Source organism: Acidimicrobiia bacterium, from assembly GCA_040878325.1.
GTDB lineage: Bacteria > Actinomycetota > Acidimicrobiia > Spongiisociales > UBA11373 > JAUYIV01.
The window spans coordinates 92,859-111,827 of record JBBDMM010000016.1; the positions used below are offsets into that span (position 1 = coordinate 92,859).

An 18,969-nucleotide genomic window follows, 5' to 3' on the forward strand; every position below is an offset into this window, starting at 1 on the left:
CCGCTCCCCTTCAGGGTTGCACGAGCCTTCGTGCGGCTAGCCGGGCGAATATACCGCTTCCCGCTTCCCGCTGCCGGCTCCCCGCTAGCCCGAGTCCTGCGGATGGCGGAAGGCGGAAGGCCCAAAGGCCGGCCGCTACTTCTTCGACTCGGCGAAGATCTCGGCGATCTCGGCGATCAGGGCCAGCAGCTCGTCGCCGACTGCGGGGTCCATCGACTTCTTGGCGTCGCCCGCCTTCTTGGTGGCCCTCCAGAACAGATCGTGGAGCTGGGGGAACTGTTCCACATGGGGGGGCTTGAAGTAGTCGGTCCACAGCACCCAAAGATGGTGCTTGACCAGTTCGGCGTGCTTCTCCTTGATGATCACGCAGCGCTGGCGGAAGACCTCATCGTCGGAGTCCTGATACTTCTGGGCGATTGCCTTCACCGACTCGGCCTCGATCCGGGCCTGGGCCGGGTCGTACACCCCACACATCAGATCGCAGTGGGCATGGGCGATGCGCTTCGGCTTCAGCAACGACATCCTTGCTCGTCTCCTGTTTCTCGCGAAACCTCACCCTACACTCGCCCCGGCGCGCTACAGAAGGCCCCGCGTGTCCTCAATCCTTCGAGCGGCCGGCGCCACCGTGCTCGCCACAGTGAGCCTGCGGCTCACCCGGTTCGAGATCGCCGAAGAGTCGATGACCCCTGCGCTGATGCCCGGCGACTGGGTGTTCGCGGTCAAGCGACCGCGGAGAATCCGGGTGGGAGACGTCGTGGTCTTCGAGATGCGGCCGGGGTTCGAGGTGGTCAAACGGGTGGCGAATCCTCCGCCGGGCTCTGCCGGGTTGTGGCTCCTCGGCGACGACCCGGATGCGGGCAGCGTCGACAGCAGGTCGCTGGGGGCCATCCCCCACGACCGGGTGATCGCCCGACTGCTCCTCCGCTACCACCCCCGGCCACTGGCCGCCGTGGGCCGGCCGTAGCCGCGGCGTGAATGCCGCCCCTCGCCCGGCGGCCGGCCTCGCAAGCCCGGATGGTCACTACTGTGCCCGACGCGATGACCCGACTCTCCAAGTTCTCGATGCTCCTGATGACCTTCGCCCTGGTGGCTACGGCGTGCGGGGGCGATGCCGCCCCGGCAACCACCACCACGACAACGGCGCCCACCACGACGGTCGCACCGACGACCACTGCCCCCACGACCACCACCTCCACCGCCCCGACCACCACGACCGCAGGGCCTGAGACCACCGTCACCACGTTCCCCGTCGGCTTCGCTTCGCCTCTCAACGGGCTCCCGGCGGACGACACCCTCAGGCTCGACCGAAGCGTCATAGCGGTCAAGGTCGACAATCACCCCGGAGCCATCCCGCAGTCCGGCCTCCTGGATGCCGACGCAATGATCGAGACACTGGTCGAGGGCGGGTTCACCCGTTTCATCGCCCTATTCCACGACAACGAGACCGAGTTGCTCGGTCCGATCCGTTCGTTGCGGCCTACCGACTCGACCCTCGTCCTGCCGACCGGTGCACCGCTCTTCATGTCAGGCGGCCAGGCCTGGGTCCAGGCCCTCACGGCGTCCCGCGGGGTGCGGCTGCTGGGCGAGAGCGCCGGGATGTTCCGCAGGTCGCTGCACGCGGCGCCCCACAACCTGTATGGCAACACCGAGACGCTGCGGGCGCGGGCGGATGCGCGGGGTTACACGGACAATCCGGTGCAGCACATCTTCGCCATCGACCACTGGGCCTATCCCGAGGCGACGGCCACCGAGATCCGCCTCTCGTGGTCGGGCACAACCAATGTGATCTGGACATACGACGCCGAGACGCGGACCTACCTCCGCACCATGAACAACCTCGTGCACAACGTGCAGGACGAGGATCGGAACTTGACTCAGATCGCCGTCGATGTCCTGGTGATCCTCGAGAGCCGCCTCCACACCGCCTCCCCCACCGGGGAGGGACAATCGGTTCCCGCCCTCGACACGTTGGGGAGCGGCGACGCGTGGGTGTTCGCCCGCGGACGGATGTGGCAGGGGACCTGGGAGCGGGACAACATGTCTGATCCTTTCACGCTGGTCTCGGCCGACGGGACCACCGCGGTCGTACCCGCCGGGCTCTCCTGGACCTCGGTGTTCCCGGCCGGCCGGTCGATCAACACCTCGGGATGATCGAGTCGATCGCCCGGGCCGTCAGAGCCCAGGAGCGCTCGGCAAGAGAGATAGCCGCTGGGGCCCTAGCAGCGGCCGCCGCGACCGAGGCACTCAACGCATTCACCTCGATCGACGCAGAAGCGGCCCTCGCCCGGGCAGCCACGATCGATGCGACCGTTGCCGCCGGCGGCGACCCCGGTCCACTCGCCGGCGTCCCCGTGGCACTCAAGGACATCATCGATCACGCCGGCCGGACGACGACGTGCGGGTCATCGTTCTACAGAGAGGTCCCCAAGCGGTCCGCTCCCGTCGTCGACCGGCTGGAGGCGGCCGGGGCGGTCGTCATCGGGCGAACGGGGCTCCACGAGTTCGCTTACGGCTTCTCGTCGGAAAACGACTGGTGGGGGCCGGTCCGCAACCCGTGGAATCTGAACACCTCCCCCGGCGGCTCATCCGGGGGCTCCGCGGCGGCGGTCGCCGCGGGTGTGGTCCCGTTGGGCATCGGCACCGACACCGGAGGATCGGTCCGGGTGCCGGCGGCCATGTGCGGCATCATCGGGCTGAAGGTGACTCATGGGCGAGTCCCGCTCACCGGCGTGTTCCCGTTGGCACCGTCGCTCGACACCGTAGGTCCACTGACTCGTTCTGTCGGCGACGCGGCGATCGCCTATGCGGTGATGGCGGGTTACCACTCCGAGGATCCCTGGTCGGCGAATCAACCGGTGGAGATCACCGACCGTCCTGCCGACCTCCGCGGCCTCCGGGTGGGGATCCCCCTGCCCTGGACCGAGCGCCCTCTCGAGACCGAAATCGCAGCTGCCTACGCCGCGACACTTGCGGGCCTCGAGTCGGCCGGTGCGGAGATCAGCGAGATCCGCGACCCCATCTTCGACCCGGAGCAACTCCCCCGGGCCACCTATGCGGAGATCGCCACGGTTCATCGTGAGTGGTTCACGGAGGACCCCGAGCGCTACGGCCTCGAAACTCGGGACCGCCTCGAGCGAGAAATGCTCCACTCGGCAGAAGACATCGCCCGGGGGCGGGAGTGGCAGGCGGCACTACGGCAGGCTGCAGAGCGCGCCTTCAGCCACGTCCAGGTGCTGGTCACCCCGACCACCGCCGCCAGATCGAAAATCATCGGCAGCGCGACGGTAGATGGAGGTGCCGACCCCGAGCCGTACCGAACCGCGCTCTCATGGTTCAGCACATTCGCCAATCAGATCGGCATCCCCGCGCTGTCACTGCCCGCCGCCGGCGGAGGTGCCCCGCCCCCGTCGATCCAGCTGATCGCGCCCTGGTGGCAAGAGGCCAATTTGCTCGCCATCGGGTGGGCCATGACCGACGCGGGAATCACCAGCCCGGCACGAGTTCCCACGGAACAACCAGCGACGTAAGCGACTCGCTGTGGGAATAGGCTCGCCCCGGGATCAGGTCTCGGCTTGTGGCTAGCCGAGACCTGATGAAGCCGGCGAACCTATTCCCTCAGCGACTTACAATGAACGAAGTCGCGATTCCGGAGGAACGATCATCTACGACCCGGTGAGGTCGACCATGCTGGCTTGCCCCCTCGCCGCTCCTCCATTTCCGTCGCACGTTCAGGAGTGATCCAATCGTGTCCGAAAAGTCCACCATCGACCCCACCGACAACCAGGTAGAGACCGTCCATACGGCGGCGATCAGGTTCGCCGGCGACTCGGGTGACGGAATGCAGGTGGTGGGGGCACGGTTCACGGACGCCTCCGCCATCTTCGGCAACGATCTCAGCACCTTCCCCAACTTCCCCGCCGAGATTCGCGCCCCTGCCGGCACCCTGCCGGGCGTCTCCTCCTTCCAGGTGCACATCGCCGACCGCGACATCCTCACCCCGGGTGACCAACCCGATGTGCTGGTGGTCATGAACCCCGCGGCGCTCAAGGCGAACCTGTCCGACCTGGCTCCGGCCGGCACGATCGTCGCCAACTCGGACGCCTTCATCGATCGCAATCTCGAAAAGGCCGGGTACGACACCAACCCCCTCGAGGACGGCTCACTCGACGCCTACCGGTTGCTCTCCGTGCCGATGGAGGAACTGACCAAGACCGCGGTGGAGAAGTCGGGCCTCAAGGGTCGCGGCGTCCTGCGGTCGAAGAACTTCTTCGCACTCGGGTTGATGGCATGGATGTTCAACCGCCCGCTCGATCCGACCCTCGAGTGGATCGACAAGAAGTTCGGCCGCGACGAAGAGGTCAGAGCCGCCAACGAGATGGCCTTCCGGGCGGGATATCACCTCGGCGAAACCACCGAGATGTTTCGCCACACCTACGCGGTACAGCCCGCCAAGCTTCCGGCGGGCACATATACGAACGTGACCGGCAACCAGGCGTTGGCCTGGGGCATCATCGCCGCCGGTCAGGCAGCCCGCCTCCCTGTGATGTACGCCTCGTACCCGATCACCCCGGCATCCGACATCCTCCACGAACTCGCCAGGCATCGGAACTTCGGCGTCCGCACCCTCCAGGCAGAGGACGAGATCGCCGCGGTCGGAGCGGCGCTCGGGGCGTCATTCGGTGGCCACCTCGGGGTCACCGGGACCAGCGGCCCCGGCGTCGCCTTGAAGAGCGAGACGATCAGCCTCGGGGTGATGATGGAGCTGCCGTTGCTCGTCATCGACGTTCAGCGCGGGGGGCCTTCGACCGGTCTCCCCACCAAGACCGAACAGGCCGACCTCCTGATGGCGATGCATGGTCGGCACGGTGAGGCGCCCCTGCCCATCGTGGCGATCGCATCCCCGTCGGACGCCTTCGAGACGACCATCGAAGCCGTCCGGCTCGCCCTGAAGTACATGACCCCCGTCATGCTGATGTCCGACGGTTACATCGGGACCAGCGCGGAGCCGTGGCGGCTGCCCGACCTGGAGCAGCTCCCCGACATTTCGGTCAGGTTCGCCACTGAGACCAATGCCAACGGTGAGTTCCTGCCCTACCTGCGCGACGAGAAGACACTGGCACGGCCGTGGGCGGTGCCAGGCACCGCCGGCCTCGAGCACCGCATCGGGGGACTGGAGAAGGAAGACGGCACCGGCAACGTCTCCTACAACCCGGCCAACCACGAAAAGATGACGATGCTGCGCGAGCAGAAGATCGCCCGCATCGCCGATGACATCCCTGAGATCGTGGTCGACAGCGACGAGGGAGCCGACGTGCTGGTCATCGGGTGGGGCTCGTGTTACGGGGCGATCCTCGCCGGAGTGCGGCGGGTGCGGGGCCGGGGAATGAAGGTCGCCCGCGTGCATCTTCGCTACCTGAACCCGTTCCCCAAGAACCTCGGAGAGATCGTGAGTGGGTACCGCAAGGTCCTCGTACCCGAACTGAACCGCGGACATCTGTGGCGGATGCTGCGAGCGGACTTCCTGGTCGACGCCATCCGATACAGCAAGGTGCAGGGACAGCCGTTCAAGGCCTCCGAGATAGAAGCGAAGCTGATGGAGACGATCGAGTCATGACAGACACCACCGCCACCGAACACAGCCGTCAGGACTGGCAGAGCGACCAGGAGGTCCGCTGGTGCCCGGGGTGCGGCGACTACACGATCCTCGCCGCGGTACAGAATTTCATGGCCGACCTCGACGTGAAGCGTGAGGAGGTCGTCTTCGTTTCCGGCATCGGCTGCGCCTCCCGGTTCCCCTATTACATGAACACCTATGGAATGCACAGCATCCACGGACGGGCTCCCGCGATCGCCAGCGGCCTCGCGGTCGCCCGCCCGGACCTGTCCGTGTGGGTCGTCACGGGCGACGGCGACGCCCTATCGATCGGCGGCAATCACCTGATCCATACCCTCCGCCGCAACATCAACATCAAGATCCTGCTGTTCAACAACCAGATCTACGGTCTCACCAAGGGCCAGTACTCCCCGACCAGCGAGCAGGGGAAGAAGACCACTTCCAGTCCGTGGGGATCCATCGACTTCCCCTTCAACCCGGTGAGCCTGGCGCTCGGTGCCGAAGCAACATTCGTCGCCCGCACGGTCGACATGGACCGGGCACACACCCAGGACATGCTCCAGCAGGCATACGAGCACAAGGGCTCGGCCTTCGTCGAGATCTACCAGAACTGCAATGTGTTCAACGACAAGGCATTCATCAAGCTGACCGGGCGTGACGAGCGGGAGATCAACCGCATCGATCTGGAGCACGGCAAGCCGGTCGTCTTCGGCCCCGATGACCAGTGGGGCGTAGTGATGGAGGGGGGCACCGCCCGGGTCGTCGACGTCTCGGCAGTCGGCATCGACAAGATCCATGTCCACGATGCAACTGCGGACAGCCCGGCAGCCGCCTTTGCCCTCAGCCGCCTCAATCACAATCCCGTCGGCCCGACCCCGGTCGGGGTGTTCCGCCGGCGCCCTCGCACGACCTACGAGACCACGTTGCAGCAGCAGATCCACGACTCCCAGGCGTCCCGCGGTCCCGGCGACCTGGCAAGACTCATTGCCTCCACCGGAACCTGGGACGTGAAGGGGTAGGCGGCAGGCGGCAGGGAGCCGGAGAGGCACCGCCTTTGATGCCAAAATCCTCGCGTGAACCTGATCCGCGTCGAGTTCCGCAAGTGGGACGACAGTCTTCACTGGCACTTCGATGTCGTCCGGCTCGGTGAGGACATCCACGGGCTGTGGCTCGGAGGCCCCGACGACACCCCGGTGAAGCGGGGAGCCGAGCCACCGATCATCTCACCCGCCTTTGCTCTGCTGATCCCCCCACGCCAATGGTGGATGGCGACATTCAACTCCGGAGGCGCCGCCTCCCCCTTCGGATACATCGCCTACGTCGACATCTGCACACCGGCCGTTTGGGAGGGTTCGACGGTCACCGCGGTGGACCTCGACCTCGATGTGGCCATGAGACCCGATGGGAGTGTGGAGATCCTCGATGAGGACGAATTCATCGAACATCGGTCGGCGATGGCCTATCCGGAGCATGTGGTCGATCAGGCTCGGACGGCCGCCGCCTCGGTTCATCGGGTGATGGAGTCGGGGGGCGAACCGTTCGCCGCCATCGGCGCCGGATGGCTCGAAAGGGCGCACGCCCTCCCCGCCCCTGCCGCCGGCTAGTCGCCCAGCGCCGCCTGGGCTTCGCCGAGCGTGAACCGGCCCTCGGTGATCTCGCGGCCGACGATCACGCCACCGAGTCGCCTTCCCGACTCCTCGAGTGCCGCCAGCGCCTCGAGGTCGTCCATGTCCCTCGCCCCTCCGGCGGCCATCACCGGCTCGTCGGCGAGGTAGAGCGCCCGGCGAAGGATCGCGTAGTTCGACGGAGTGACCAGCGCATCGCGGCCTGCCTCACCGACGAGAAAGGCGGCGACCCCGGCGGACGAGAGGTCGAGCAACGCCTGTTCGAGGAACACGCCGCTGTCGACGAGCCACCCGCGTATAGCGATCTCTTCGTTCGGGCGAACATCGAGGCTCACCACGATCCTCCCGGCGTGCTCCCGGCACAGCTCCCACACCATGACCTGGTCCTCGATCGCGGCGGTGCCGAGAACCACCCGGAAAGCCCCGAAGCCCAATATCCGCTCCACCTCACCTGCAGAGCGGATGCCACCGGCCACCTGGACCGGAACGTCGAGGGCGGAGATGATTTCCCGGATGACGGGACGGTTGTCGTAATCCCCGAATGCGGCCGCATCGAGGTCGACCACGTGGATTCCATCAGCCCCCTGCGCCACCCAGCTGCGCGCCCGAGCCACCGGGTCGGCATCGAGTGATATCGCCTGGCGGACGTCACCCGTGGGCAGCCGCACAGCCCGCCCGTCGAGAAGATTGATCCGGGCGTAGAGGTCCATATGGGAAGGCTACCCGCTGCCCGCTACCCGCTACCCCTGCTGGCTGGTCCTCCACCACACCGCCGCCACCTCACGCTCGGGTGGGCCGAGAACCAGCCAGCCGTCGTCGAGTCGGTGGATATCGGGTTCGAGGAGCGCCGCCGCCTCGAGTGACCTCGCCGGAGGCACGAGCAGCCGGCGACGATAGAACTCGAGCAACTCCTGCGTATCGGCGAAGCGGAAGGCCGGTGAAGTCGTCCACCATTCGACTTCGGGGACCACCCCCACCACCTCCTCGACCACCCGGACGAAGTCGTCGACCGTGGGGCGAGTCGGCCGGTCGATGTCATGAAGCGCCCGGTAGTAGCACTTGAGGCCCGACCACGGGTGACGCGGGGTCATCTCGACGATCACGGCGCGCCGCGCCGCCCGATTCATCGCCTCGAGGAACGGGCCGATAGCGGGCACGTCGTAGACGACGTGCCCGGAGAGGCAAAGGTCGTGCACCCCGGCGTTCCCGGCGACCTGCGGCCATGGCCCGACTATCCGGGTGACATCGAGGCCTACCCGCCGCGCCGCGTCGCCCAACGCACGCGCCATGCCTTCATCGCGCTCGACCGCGGTGACCCGGTAGCCGCGCTCCGCCAGCGGGATGGCCAAGCGGCCGGCGCCGGCCCCGACGTCGAGGATGCTCCCTCCCTCGACCACCAGGCCGGCGGCCATGGCCACCACGGGCGATTCCGAGTCCAGGCCGATCATCCGCTCGTAGAGGTGCGCCGACCACGAGAACGGGGAGTCGTCGACGCCGTCCAGAAGCCGCTCGGGGAGCGCCCACGAGTCGAGTGCCCGGCGCCAGGCCTCCCGCGCTTCAATACGCATCAGCTGATGGTATGTCGACGCGCCGGGGGTCGCCTCAGCGAGTGACCGCTTCGAACAACCAGATACCGAACCAGATGCCGCCGGCGACCGCGGCCGACTGAGCGACGATCCAACCCCACGTGCCCGTCACGACCCACCCGCAATCGCGCGACGCTTCGCCGCCCTGTATTCCGAATCGTCCAGCGCGCCACTCCGGTGCAATGTATCGAGTCGTTCAAGAACAGATGCGAGATCTTCGGCCCCGTCACTGTCAGCGGGCGTCCACGACACCCTCTGGGGGATGCCCGCCACCGGCCGCAGCCGCAGTGGGATCCGTGAGGCCGCCCGCGTCATCCCCTGCCGACGCACTACACCGACCCATAGCCAGAGCGGGATGCCGCCCATGAGCATGAACAGCACTCCGCACACCAGCCATCCCCACGCGAGGCCGTCACCAAAGGGTGGACGGATGCCATATTCGAGAAAGTTCCATCCGAGGGAGATGAAGAGGGCGGGCCAGAGAAGGCCCGCGAAGCTCGGGACCCGGTGGCGGATCGAGAGACCGATATAGACGAATGCGAGGATCATCCCGCCCCAGATGCCGCCCATCAAGAGGCCGGGCACTCCGCGGGGACAGGGGCGGATCGGCACGAACGGCCCGCCCGACGCACAGGCGCCGCCGATCTCCATGACGCTCCGCATCGAGAGGAAGACGAGAGTCAGCGCAGCCGCCACTCCGGCGAGAACGAGGAGCACTCCGAGGCGGGCCGGCAGCGAGGGGCCACTGGCGCGCTCATGAGTCGCGGCGGAATCAGCCATTGGCCGGGAGCCCCACGAGAAGATCCGGGTCGGCGGGGTCGCCGGGAACCGTGGAAAATGCGCGGACGAATACCTCTTCGGCGAGAAACTCACTCATCCGCCCCTCGGGCAGCGTGCGGATCCAGGAGTCCGCCGCGAACTGGCTGTCGTGGCAGAGCAGGGCGTCCTGCTTGAGGTGAAGCCATGCCGAGACGTCGCGCCGGGTCGTGATGTGCTCCGGGAGTGTTCCGGAACTGGGTTCCTCCGGCTCGCCGTCGGCACCCAGGTCGGTCGACATCTCACGCCGGATGCGCCGCATCCGCTCACGCGACCAGGTCGCCCAGTAGAGGCGAGGGGCCTGCCAGGGCTCCTCGCCCGGAAGAAGGGGATATCGACCGATGTCGGCGGACGCAAAGAACGCCGCGGTGCCGACACGATGTACCTGGATGTGGTCCGGGTGGCCGTACCCCCCGAAGGGGTCGTAGGCGGTCACGACTTGCGGGCGCCGGGCCCGAATGACCCTGACCAAACGGCCGACGGCCTCGGAGAAATCGGCGCCCCAAAAAGAGTCGGCGTGGGCATTTTCCTCGGTGCCCATCATCCCCGAGTCCCGGTAGCCGAGGAACTCGATGTCCTCTACCCCGAGCACCCGGCATGCGGCGCGTTCCTCAGCCTCTCTGATATCGCCCAGCACAGGACGGACCTCATCCGCGTCGTCCCGGTTGTGGATCTCGCCGGCCTCCCCCCGGGTCGCCGTCACCACGGTGACCGGCACGCCACGCGATATATATTCGGCCAGGGTGCCGCCCATCGAGATCGACTCGTCGTCGGGGTGGGCGTGAAAGGCGAGCAGACCGGACATGGCGAAGGAGGGTACAGCCCGTGGAAGGTCGCGAAGCGCTGACTCGGCGACATTAGATTCCGGGGCGATCGGGGGTCCCATTGCGCGTTGCCACCTTCGTCGCCACGACGGCGCTGCTCGGCGCCTGTGGGCAGGCGGCGGCAGAGCCGGCATCGACCACGCTCGCCCCGAGCACCACTTCGTCCACGCCGACGACGCTCGCGCCACCGACCACCGTCACCACGCCCGCGACCACCACCACCACCACCATTGGGGTCACGGTGCCATCACCTCCGGAGCGGGGGCGGCTGGTGATCCACGCCGTGGGGGACGTCAACTTCGATCCGGGCCACAACGCCATCTTCGGGCACACCGGATATGAATCGCCGTGGGCCGGACTACGCGGGATCTTCCAGCGCGACCACCTGACGATCGTCAACCTCGAATGCAGCCCGTCAACGCTCGGGAGCCCGATCGAGAAGGAGTGGCAGTTCCGCTGCCCCCTCGCCGCATTGGCTCCGATGCGGGCTGCCGGAGTGGACGTGGCGAGCCTCGCCAACAACCACGCCGGTGACATGGGGAGGGCGGCGCTCGTCGACGGTCGGGAGAACCTGTCGGCCTACGGCATCCACCCGGTGGGGGCGGGGAGCGATCTGGTCGAGGCGAACCTCCCTGCCATCTTCGAGATCGAAGGGTGGCGGGTGGCGGTGGTCGGGTTCTCAGGCATCTCCGGGGGAGGAGCCTGGTTCGCCGGCCCCGGCCGCCCCGGCGTCGCCCCGGCCACCGCCGACAATGTCACCGCGGCGATCGCCGCCGCGGCCGCCCAGGCGGATGTGGTGATCGTCACGGTCCACTGGGGGGTCGAGCTCACCGCGCAACCCACTTCGGGCGACCGGATGCGCGCCCAGGCGATGATCGACGCCGGGGCGGATGCCATCGTCGGCCACCACCCCCACCGGCTCCAGCCCCTCGAAGTCGTCGATGGGGTCCCCGTGTTCTGGAGCATGGGAAACTTCGTGTGGCCCAGTCTCGGCCCGATCATCGCCACCACCGGAGTGGCCGAGATCGTGATCGAACCCGACGGCTCGGTGGTGGGCCGCCTGATTCCGGCGTACATCGTCACCCACGGGCATCCGGAGCTGCGGGGCTCGCCCGACCCCAGCCTCCTCCCCGACCGGTCTGCCGTGGAATGACCCATCCAGAGATCCCCAGCAGAGTCCAATGACCCTGGGTTGAGACTCGCCTAAGTTTTTGACTGTGCCAGGCTGACCGGCGTCGGCATAGATCGCGTCTGTAACCGCACTTTCGGTTTTCGCGATCTTGGGTTAGCGTTGCGGACTCTTTTCGACACAAGTCGAAGTCGACACCGGCCGAAGACGGGAACGACATGCGACCGAACAGATCGACCCGACTGGGAGTGGTGGGCCTTCTGGCGGCAATGGGAATGACCTTGCTCGCCCCCGTGGCCGGTGCCAACCACGAGACTCCACGCAACGGGCCCAGCCACGACTACGGCGACATGGTCGACTACAACCTCACCTTCCCGGTCGCCGGCACCAACCGCTACGGCGACACGTTCTTTGCCCGCCGCGGAACCGGGATCCACCACGCCGCCGACATCATGGCCGCCAAGATGGTCCCGGTGCTCGCCGCTCACGACGGCACCGTTGTCCGGGTCAACGGCTCCAGCTACGCCAGCTACAAGGGCCGGTGCTGCACACTGGCGATCCGCCACACCGATGGTTGGGAAACCGTCTACATCCACCTCAACAACGACACCCCCGGCACCGACGACGGCCAGGGTTGGGGGATCGCCCCGGGCATCGAGCTGGGAACCCGGGTCGCCGCCGGCCAGATCGTCGGGTATGTCGGCGACAGCGGCAACGCCGAGGGCACCTCGCCTCACCTCCACTTCGAGCTCTACGACAACCATGGCACCGCGGTGAACCCCTACCAGGCCCTAAGGGGCGGCGAAGGCAAGGCACCATCCAATTGCGCTCCGCCCGAGTCCGGGTCGCTCGATGCCCTGTTCGCCCGCAAGGAGTTCCTCCGCCGCGGCGACGAGGGGCAGGCGGTACGCCAGCTGCAGCGGTTCCTCGCCGCCGCCGGCTACAACCCCGGATCGGCCGATGGCGTCCTGGGCCCGCTCACCGAAAGCAGTCTGAAGGCGTTCCAGAGAAGCCGCGGAATCACCCCTGATGGAGTCGTCGGCCCACAGACCCGTAGAGCGGTCGAGACGGTGTCGGAGATGCTGGGATCGCTGCCGGCGCTCGACCCAGGCGGCCGGATCATCCGACCCGGGTACCGCGGTCAGGACGTCAAGTACCTCCAGGAACTGCTCTCGATCGCAGGCTTAGAGCCGGGCCCCACCGACGGTGTGTTCGGACCGAAGACCCAGGAGGCGCTCGCCGAGTTCCAGAAGGAATACGGGGGCCTCACCGTCGACGGCAAGCTCGGGCCGAGCACCCGCAGAGCCCTGGCCGACTACCTCGGTGTCCAGGCCCTGTCGGCGTGCGGCTGAGGAGTCCTCGCTTCGCTCGGCCGCGATTGGCGATTGGCGATTCGAAAGACGGATTGAGGGCTAGCGAAGGTGTCTGATATCTCTCGCGTTGCGCATTGCGCATCGCGCATTGCTCTCGGTCTAACGCTTCTTGTCCTGAGCGCTTGTGGGTCGCCGGCTTCCGCTGAGGACTATTTGAACGATCTGTCGGGAATCACCGTGCAGATGACCCGCGCCTCCTTCGAGGCGCTGCCCCCGGGGGCGGCACCCACCCACGAACAGGTCGTTGAGGTGGTCGACGCCCGACGGACGGCGCTGGCCGCGATCGCGGCACTCGCTCCCCCTGACGAACTCGAACCCGAGCACCTCGTGCTGATCGCCGCGCTAAAGGAATTGGTCGCAGCAGGAGAAGCCTTTCTCGCAGAAACGGCCGGGTTGACGCCCGAGTCGTTTAGCGAGGCCCTGCTTGCCTCCAATGGGATCGATGCGCTGGCCGAGCGGGTCACCAGTGCCTGTGACGCAGTCAGGCGACAGGCAGAAGGCCTCGGGTACATCGTCTCCCTGGCCTGCTGACTCCGCGGGCTATCGTCCCGACTCCGTGCCCGATACGTTCACCCACACCGCCCTGGTCGCCGCGCCCAAAGCCGCGGTCTGGGCCGCCCTGCAACGGGCCGAGACCTGGAAGAACATCGGGCCGATCGAGGAGGTGTGGGACGCCACCCATGCCGAGGACGGCTCGCTCGAGGGCTATCGATGGTCGGCCCGCGCCGCCGGACGTACCTGGAAGGGCGTGGCGACCACCCTCGAGTCGGTCCGCGAGCACCGGATGCAACTGGCCCTCGAATCTCCCGAGATCCACGGAGGGATCACCGTCGATATCGGCGCCGGGGAGATCACGGTCTCCATGGACGCCGAGCCAAGAGGCCCGCTAGCGACGATCTTCTGGGGGACGGTGCGAAGAGCTCTCCAGTCCGGCCTACCCGCCCAGGTAGAGGCGTTCGCGAGCGGATTAGCGATTAGCGATTAGACCGAGCGAAGCGAGGTCCTTCTTGCCAATCGCCAATTGCCAATTGCGGGCCGAGCGAAGCGAGGCCCCTCCGCGAGGCCCCTACACAACAATCTTGCGGTCGGCTTCGCGGAGCCGGGCGGCGAGACCCTTCAGCATCTTCTGGGCGACTCCGGGGAAGTCGGAGAGGATTCCCGTGAAGTCCTGGTGACGCATCACGAGGAGCGTGCTGTCCCTGACCAGCTCCACGGTCGCCGACCGCGGACCCTCGTCGAGCAACGACATCTCGCCGAAGAAGTCTCCGGTACCGAGAGAGGCGATCTTCTTGCCGTTGCGGCGCACGAGGGCGGCGCCGTCCGCGAGGAGGTAGAAGGCATCGCCCGGCTGGCCCTCCTCGGCAATGACCGAACCGGCCGGCAGCGAGACCTCCTCGGCAACCCGGGCTACCCGGGTCATCTCTTTGGGGCTGAGGCCATGGAACAAGGGCACCACCTCGAGCAGCCCTAGTTGCTTCTTCTTGTCCACCTTCACCTCCGGCGGAAGATGCTAACGCCGGCCCCAGCCCCGGCCCCGGCTCCTGCCAGAAGGGCGCCCCCAGCCATTCCGCAAGCAGGAGCAGAAGGGGAACCGGAACCCGAAGGGCTTAGGTTTCCGATTCCGCCAGGGCTTGGGCGAGCTTGCCGGCCTGGGCGCGATCACCTTCGGCGATCTCGGCCCGGTCGGTGAGCAGGGTCACCTCGTTCCGGAACACCTGGAGAAACCCGCCGTGAATCGCCAGGGTGATCCTCCGCCCGTCGGCGGCCTGAATCTCCGACGACCCGGTGGCGAGGGCGGCCATCATCGGTTCGTGGTCGGCGAGGATGCCGATCTCCCCCTCCGTAGTGCGGGTGATGAGCATCGTGGCCTCCCCCGACCACACAATGGATTCGGGGGAGACCACATCGAGGCGGAAACTCTTCGCCATTTAGACCGACCTCCGGTCGGTCGCCGCCAGCCGCCAGCCGCCAGCCGCCAGCAAGCCATGAGCGGCCTGCCTACCGCGAGCAGCAGGTCTTCCTGTTCTTGCTGGCTGGAGGCTGGAGGCTGGAGGCTGGAGGCTGCGAAGCTTCATACGGAGGCCAACTCCTTCGCCTTGGCCAGGACGTCTTCGATGCCGCCCTGCATGTAGAAGGCCTGCTCGGGGAGGTGGTCGACCTCGCCCTCCACGATCATCTTGAAAGAGCGGATCGTTTCCTCCAGCGAGACCGTCTTGCCGGGGATGCCGGTGAACTGCTCGGCCACGTAGAACGGCTGGGAGAGGAATCGCTGGATTCGCCGCGCCCGCCCCACGATCAGCTTGTCGTCTTCCGAGAGCTCGTCGATGCCGAGGATGGCGATGATGTCCTGAAGGTCCTTGTACCGCTGCAGGATCTGCTGCACCTGCCGCGCCGTGCCGTAGTGCTCCTCACCCACGACCCGGGGGTCGAGAATCCGCGAAGTCGAGTCGAGCGGGTCCACCGCCGGGTAGATCCCCAGCTCTGAGATCTTCCGGGAAAGCACGGTGGTCGCGTCGAGGTGGGCGAACGTCGTCGCCGGTGCCGGGTCGGTGAGGTCGTCTGCGGGCACATAGATGGCCTGCAGCGATGTGATCGACCGCCCCTTCACCGAAGTGATCCGCTCCTGCAACGCCCCCATCTCGTTGGCGAGGGTGGGCTGATATCCCACGGCCGACGGCATCCGGCCGAGGAGAGTCGACACCTCGGAACCTGCCTGGGAGAACCGGAAGATGTTGTCGATGAACAAGAGCACGTCCTGGCCCATCTCGTCACGGAAATACTCGGCCATCGTCAAGGCCGAAAGCCCGACCCGGAGCCTCACCCCCGGCGGTTCGTCCATCTGACCGAACACCAGCGCCGCCTTGTCGATTACGCCGGATTCCTTCATCTCCCGGAACAGGTCGTTCCCCTCACGAGTGCGCTCGCCGACGCCGGCGAACACCGAAACGCCACCATGGAGGGTGGCCACCCGGTGGATCATCTCCTGGATGATCACGGTCTTGCCCACGCCGGCGCCGCCGAGCATGCCGATCTTGCCGCCCTGGACATACGGCTCTAGCAGGTCAATGACCTTGATACCGGTCTCGAACATCTCACGCTGCGATCCGATGTCCTCGAATGCCGGCGCGGGCCGGTGGATCGGCCAGTAGGTGTCGAACTCGATCGAACCAGCCTCCACGTCGAGCAGTTCGCCAAGCACGTTGAAGATGTGCCCCAGCGTCTTCGGACCGACCGGGACCGAAATCGGGCCGCCGGTGTTGCGAGATGGCGCGCCGCGGACGAGTCCGTCGGTGGCCTTCATGGCGATAGCCCGGACCCGGCCGTCGCCGAGGTGCTGGGCGACTTCGGCCACGATCGTGTGGGTCTCGCCCCCCATCGTCACATCGAATTCGATGGCATCGTGGATCTCCGGCAACCCGTCGGGCGGGAACTCCACGTCGACCACAGGTCCGGCCACCCGCACAATTCTTCCGGTGCTGACTATCTCGCTCATTGAAACGCTCTCCTGTTCGGGAATCTTGTTCTGGCTGCGATTGGCAATCCACGCCTCGCAGTTCGTTCCGCTTCGGGCTGGGGCTGGAGCGGGGGCTGGGGCTGGCTATCCACGGGTCATTGCCTCCGCGCCGCCGACGATCTCCGAGATCTCGGTAGTGATCTCGGCCTGCCGTGCCTGGTTGGCCTCCCGGCTCAGAAGCCGGGTCAACTCCTCGCCGTTCTCGGTAGCCGCCTTCATCGCCCGGCGCCGTGCGGCGTGCTCCGATGCGGACGCGTCGAGCAAGTACCCGAAGACCGACGCCTCTACATAGCGGGGAAGCAGCCGGTCGAGGATCGCTTCGGCCGACGGCTCGTACTCGTACCCGATCGGCACCGCCGAGTCGTCCAACCGCTCCGGCGGTTCGATCGGCAACAGCCGCCTGGTGCTCGCCCGTTGGGTCAGAGCCGAGACGTAGAGGGTGGTGAATACCTCGACCGAGTCGACCTTCAGCTCGGCATATTCGTTCATGATCACATTGGCGATGGCGCGGGCATCGCCGTAGCCCGGAGTATCGGTGACCCCCAAAAAGGCTCGCTCGATCTGGTAGCCCCGGTAGCGAAAGTACGACTGCGCCTTCTTGCCGACGACGAAGAGCCGCGGATCGGCCCCCGCCCGCTTGAGTTCGATGAGGCGGGCTTCGGCCATCCTCAACACGTTCGAGTTGTAAGCCCCCGCCAGGCCGCGGTCGCTGGTCAACACGAGCGCCCCCGCCGATCGCACCGGCCGGGCCTCGAGGAGGGGGTGGCGAGCGCCACCAGAGGCGGCGGCGACGTTGCGGATGACCTCCTCCATCTTGCGGTTGTACGGCTGCGCGGCCGCGACTCGCTGCTGCGCCTTGGCGATTCGCGAAGCGGCGATGAGCTCCATGGCGCGCGTGATCTTCATCGTCGATTCGACGCTCTTGATCCGCCGTTGGATGTGCCGAAGCTCAGCGCTCGCCATGGAACCTCACCCGCCGAGGAACGACTCGACGTACCCCTCGATCGCCTGCTTGAGCCCGTCGCCCTCGGGCAGCTTCCCGGACGATGCGATCGAGTCCAGCATCGCCGTGTGCCGGGTGCGCATGTGCTCGATGAGCCCAGTTTCGAACCGGGGGACATCCTCGGGCGGTATCCGATCCATCAGCCCGTTGCTCACTGCGTAGATGACGAGTACCTGATCCTCGACCGCCACCGGCCGGAACTGGGGCTGCTTGAGGACTTCGACGACGCGGCGGCCTCTGGCGAGCTGGGCCTGCGAGGCTGAGTCGAGCTCCGAGCCGAACTCGGCAAAAGCCTCCAACTCGCGAAACTGCGCCAAATTGATGCGCAGCTGCCCGGCGACGCTCTTCATCGCCTTGATCTGCGCGTTGCCACCCACCCGCGACACCGAGATACCGGCGTTGATCGCCGGGCGGACTCCGGAATAGAAGAGGTCGGTCTCGAGGTAGATCTGGCCATCGGTGATCGAGATCACATTCGTCGGGATGTAGGCCGACACGTCGTTCGCCTTGGTTTCGACGATCGGGAGTCCGGTCATCGACCCGCCCCCCAATTCGTCGGAGAGCTTGGCGCAACGCTCGAGGAGCCTGCTGTGGAGGTAGAACACGTCGCCGGGGTAGGCCTCACGACCCGGAGGCCGACGGAGAAGCAACGAGATCTCCCGATAGGCCACTGCCTGCTTCGACAGGTCGTCGAAAATCACCAGGGAGTGCTCTCCCTTGTACATGTAGTACTGGCCGATGGCCGAGCCGGAGTAGGGGGCATACATCTGCAGAGCGGGTGCGACCGAAGCCGGCGCGTTGACAACCACCGTGTACGCCATCGCCCCGTGCCGCTCGAGGACCTCGACGACTTCGGCAACGGTCGAGGCCTTTTGGCCGATGGCCACATAGACACACTTCACGCCCGAGTCCTTCTGACTCAGGATGGTGTCGACCACCACCGCGGTCTTGCCGGTGCCGCGGTCGCCGATGATCAACTGCCGCTGACCCCGACCGATCGGCGTCATCGCGTCGATCGCCTTGATTCCAGTCTGGAGCGGCTCGTGGACCGGCTGGCGCTCGACAACCGATGGGGCCTGTACTTCGAGGAAGCGGCGCTCGGTGGTGTGGATCGGCCCCTTACCGTCGATCGGGTTGCCGAGGGGGTCAATCACTCGCCCGAGCAGAGCGTCGCCCACCGGGACCGAGAGCACCCGGCCGGTCTGGCTGACGGGATCGCCTTCTTGGACGTGTGAAGCCTCTCCCATGAGCACGGCGCCGATCGAGTCCTCGTCGAGGTTCAGCGCCACTCCGAGAAGACCGCCGGGGAACTCCAGCAGCTCACTCGACATGGCGTTGGGAAGCCCTTCGACACGGGCGACGCCGTCGCCGATCGAAGTCACATACCCGACAGTGGCCGCCTCGAGCGACGGCTCCCAACCGTCGAGGTTCCGCCGAAGCGCCTCGGCGATCTCGTGGGCATTGATGGTCAGTTCGGCCATTACG

19 protein-coding genes and 1 pseudogene are annotated in these 18,969 nt (G+C 66.8%); 10 read left to right on the forward strand and 10 right to left on the reverse strand.

Translation table 11 applies throughout. The annotated features are described in order from the left end of the window. Positions 1–135: 135 nt before the first annotated feature. The gene (gene sodN / locus WD184_09355) at positions 136–522 is read right to left on the reverse strand and encodes a superoxide dismutase, Ni (protein ID MEX0826939.1); all 387 of its coding nucleotides are present in this window, start codon (positions 520–522) and stop codon (positions 136–138) included. Between the two features lie 70 nt (positions 523–592). Between sodN and WD184_09360 the strand changes: the two genes are divergently transcribed. From WD184_09360 to WD184_09385, 6 genes are all read left to right on the forward strand, one after another. Beyond that, the gene (locus WD184_09360; protein ID MEX0826940.1) at positions 593–964 is read left to right on the forward strand and encodes a S26 family signal peptidase; all 372 of its coding nucleotides are present in this window, start codon (positions 593–595) and stop codon (positions 962–964) included. 74 nt (positions 965–1,038) lie between these two features. Continuing rightward, the gene (locus WD184_09365) at positions 1,039–2,151 is read left to right on the forward strand and encodes a DUF3048 domain-containing protein (GenBank protein MEX0826941.1); all 1,113 of its coding nucleotides are present in this window, start codon (positions 1,039–1,041) and stop codon (positions 2,149–2,151) included. Beyond that, positions 2,148–3,527 carry an amidase gene (locus WD184_09370; protein ID MEX0826942.1) on the forward strand — a complete coding sequence of 460 codons (1,380 nt, stop codon included), beginning with the start codon at positions 2,148–2,150 and terminating at the stop codon, positions 3,525–3,527. The genes WD184_09365 and WD184_09370 overlap by 4 nt, the downstream gene beginning before the upstream one ends. 236 nt (positions 3,528–3,763) lie before the next feature. Further along, complete coding sequence (locus tag WD184_09375) at positions 3,764–5,614, forward strand: 2-oxoacid:acceptor oxidoreductase subunit alpha (protein ID MEX0826943.1); 1,851 nt, start codon at positions 3,764–3,766, stop codon at positions 5,612–5,614. Continuing rightward, on the forward strand, positions 5,611–6,633 hold the full coding sequence (locus WD184_09380) for a 2-oxoacid:ferredoxin oxidoreductase subunit beta (protein MEX0826944.1): 1,023 nt from the start codon (positions 5,611–5,613) through the stop codon (positions 6,631–6,633). The genes WD184_09375 and WD184_09380 overlap by 4 nt, the downstream gene beginning before the upstream one ends. Positions 6,634–6,687: 54 nt before the next feature. Continuing rightward, on the forward strand, positions 6,688–7,218 hold the full coding sequence (locus WD184_09385) for a DUF402 domain-containing protein (GenBank protein MEX0826945.1): 531 nt from the start codon (positions 6,688–6,690) through the stop codon (positions 7,216–7,218). Here WD184_09385 and WD184_09390 read toward each other — a convergent pair. From WD184_09390 to WD184_09405, 4 genes are all read right to left on the reverse strand, one after another. Next, positions 7,215–7,949 (reverse strand): HisA/HisF-related TIM barrel protein, encoded by a 735-nt coding sequence (locus WD184_09390; protein ID MEX0826946.1) that lies wholly within the window; start codon positions 7,947–7,949, stop codon positions 7,215–7,217. The two genes, WD184_09385 and WD184_09390, sit on opposite strands and share 4 nt — an antisense overlap. 30 nt (positions 7,950–7,979) lie before the next feature. Then, entirely contained in the window at positions 7,980–8,807 is an 828-nt protein-coding gene (locus tag WD184_09395; protein MEX0826947.1) for a class I SAM-dependent methyltransferase, read from the reverse strand. A gap of 126 nt (positions 8,808–8,933) precedes the next feature. Next, complete coding sequence (locus WD184_09400) at positions 8,934–9,605, reverse strand: hypothetical protein (GenBank protein MEX0826948.1); 672 nt, start codon at positions 9,603–9,605, stop codon at positions 8,934–8,936. Next, positions 9,598–10,446 carry a PIG-L family deacetylase gene (locus tag WD184_09405; protein ID MEX0826949.1) on the reverse strand — a complete coding sequence of 283 codons (849 nt, stop codon included), beginning with the start codon at positions 10,444–10,446 and terminating at the stop codon, positions 9,598–9,600. The genes WD184_09400 and WD184_09405 overlap by 8 nt, the downstream gene beginning before the upstream one ends. Before the next feature lie 80 nt (positions 10,447–10,526). Here WD184_09405 and WD184_09410 point away from each other — a divergent pair, with 80 nt between their 5' ends. The 4 genes from WD184_09410 (at position 10,527) to WD184_09425 (ending at position 13,952) form a co-directional block, all read left to right on the forward strand. Then, positions 10,527–11,618 (forward strand): CapA family protein, encoded by a 1,092-nt coding sequence (locus tag WD184_09410; protein MEX0826950.1) that lies wholly within the window; start codon positions 10,527–10,529, stop codon positions 11,616–11,618. A gap of 194 nt (positions 11,619–11,812) precedes the next feature. Continuing rightward, positions 11,813–12,946 carry a peptidoglycan-binding protein gene (locus WD184_09415; GenBank protein MEX0826951.1) on the forward strand — a complete coding sequence of 378 codons (1,134 nt, stop codon included), beginning with the start codon at positions 11,813–11,815 and terminating at the stop codon, positions 12,944–12,946. A gap of 174 nt (positions 12,947–13,120) precedes the next feature. Beyond that, entirely contained in the window at positions 13,121–13,498 is a 378-nt protein-coding gene (locus WD184_09420; GenBank protein ID MEX0826952.1) for a hypothetical protein, read from the forward strand. 25 nt (positions 13,499–13,523) lie between these two features. Beyond that, positions 13,524–13,952 carry an SRPBCC family protein gene (locus tag WD184_09425; protein ID MEX0826953.1) on the forward strand — a complete coding sequence of 143 codons (429 nt, stop codon included), beginning with the start codon at positions 13,524–13,526 and terminating at the stop codon, positions 13,950–13,952. 81 nt (positions 13,953–14,033) lie between these two features. Here WD184_09425 and WD184_09430 read toward each other — a convergent pair whose 3' ends face one another. From WD184_09430 to atpA, 5 genes and pseudogenes are all read right to left on the reverse strand, one after another. Next, positions 14,034–14,456 carry a cyclic nucleotide-binding domain-containing protein gene (locus WD184_09430; protein MEX0826954.1) on the reverse strand — a complete coding sequence of 141 codons (423 nt, stop codon included), beginning with the start codon at positions 14,454–14,456 and terminating at the stop codon, positions 14,034–14,036. A gap of 118 nt (positions 14,457–14,574) precedes the next feature. Further along, positions 14,575–14,895, reverse strand: coding sequence for a F0F1 ATP synthase subunit epsilon (locus WD184_09435; protein MEX0826955.1), 321 nt, complete (start codon positions 14,893–14,895; stop codon positions 14,575–14,577). A 143-nt stretch (positions 14,896–15,038) separates the two neighbouring features. Then, entirely contained in the window at positions 15,039–16,460 is a 1,422-nt protein-coding gene (gene atpD / locus WD184_09440; protein ID MEX0826956.1) for a F0F1 ATP synthase subunit beta, read from the reverse strand. 105 nt (positions 16,461–16,565) lie between these two features. Further along, positions 16,566–17,444, reverse strand: a complete 879-nt coding sequence (locus WD184_09445; GenBank protein ID MEX0826957.1) for a F0F1 ATP synthase subunit gamma — start codon at positions 17,442–17,444, stop codon at positions 16,566–16,568. Between the two features lie 18 nt (positions 17,445–17,462). Beyond that, a pseudogene (gene atpA / locus WD184_09450) lies at positions 17,463–18,965 on the reverse strand (F0F1 ATP synthase subunit alpha). Positions 18,966–18,969: the final 4 nt, after the last annotated feature.

Excerpts from the sequence above, each read along its gene's own strand:
- sodN (MEX0826939.1), bottom strand. The coding sequence starts at position 522 with ATGTCGTTGCTGAAGCCGAAGCGCATCGCCCATGCCCACTGCGATCTG.
- WD184_09390 (MEX0826946.1), bottom strand. The coding sequence starts at position 7,949 with ATGGACCTCTACGCCCGGATCAATCTTCTCGACGGGCGGGCTGTGCGG.
- WD184_09370 (MEX0826942.1), top strand. The coding sequence starts at position 2,148 with ATGATCGAGTCGATCGCCCGGGCCGTCAGAGCCCAGGAGCGCTCGGCA.
- WD184_09405 (MEX0826949.1), bottom strand. The coding sequence starts at position 10,446 with ATGTCCGGTCTGCTCGCCTTTCACGCCCACCCCGACGACGAGTCGATC.
- atpD (MEX0826956.1), bottom strand. The coding sequence starts at position 16,460 with ATGAGCGAGATAGTCAGCACCGGAAGAATTGTGCGGGTGGCCGGACCT.
- WD184_09365 (MEX0826941.1), top strand. The coding sequence starts at position 1,039 with ATGACCCGACTCTCCAAGTTCTCGATGCTCCTGATGACCTTCGCCCTG.
- WD184_09380 (MEX0826944.1), top strand. The coding sequence starts at position 5,611 with ATGACAGACACCACCGCCACCGAACACAGCCGTCAGGACTGGCAGAGC.
- WD184_09435 (MEX0826955.1), bottom strand. The coding sequence starts at position 14,895 with ATGGCGAAGAGTTTCCGCCTCGATGTGGTCTCCCCCGAATCCATTGTG.
- WD184_09445 (MEX0826957.1), bottom strand. The coding sequence starts at position 17,444 with ATGGCGAGCGCTGAGCTTCGGCACATCCAACGGCGGATCAAGAGCGTC.
- WD184_09415 (MEX0826951.1), top strand. The coding sequence starts at position 11,813 with ATGCGACCGAACAGATCGACCCGACTGGGAGTGGTGGGCCTTCTGGCG.
- WD184_09400 (MEX0826948.1), bottom strand. The coding sequence starts at position 9,605 with ATGGCTGATTCCGCCGCGACTCATGAGCGCGCCAGTGGCCCCTCGCTG.
- WD184_09395 (MEX0826947.1), bottom strand. The coding sequence starts at position 8,807 with ATGCGTATTGAAGCGCGGGAGGCCTGGCGCCGGGCACTCGACTCGTGG.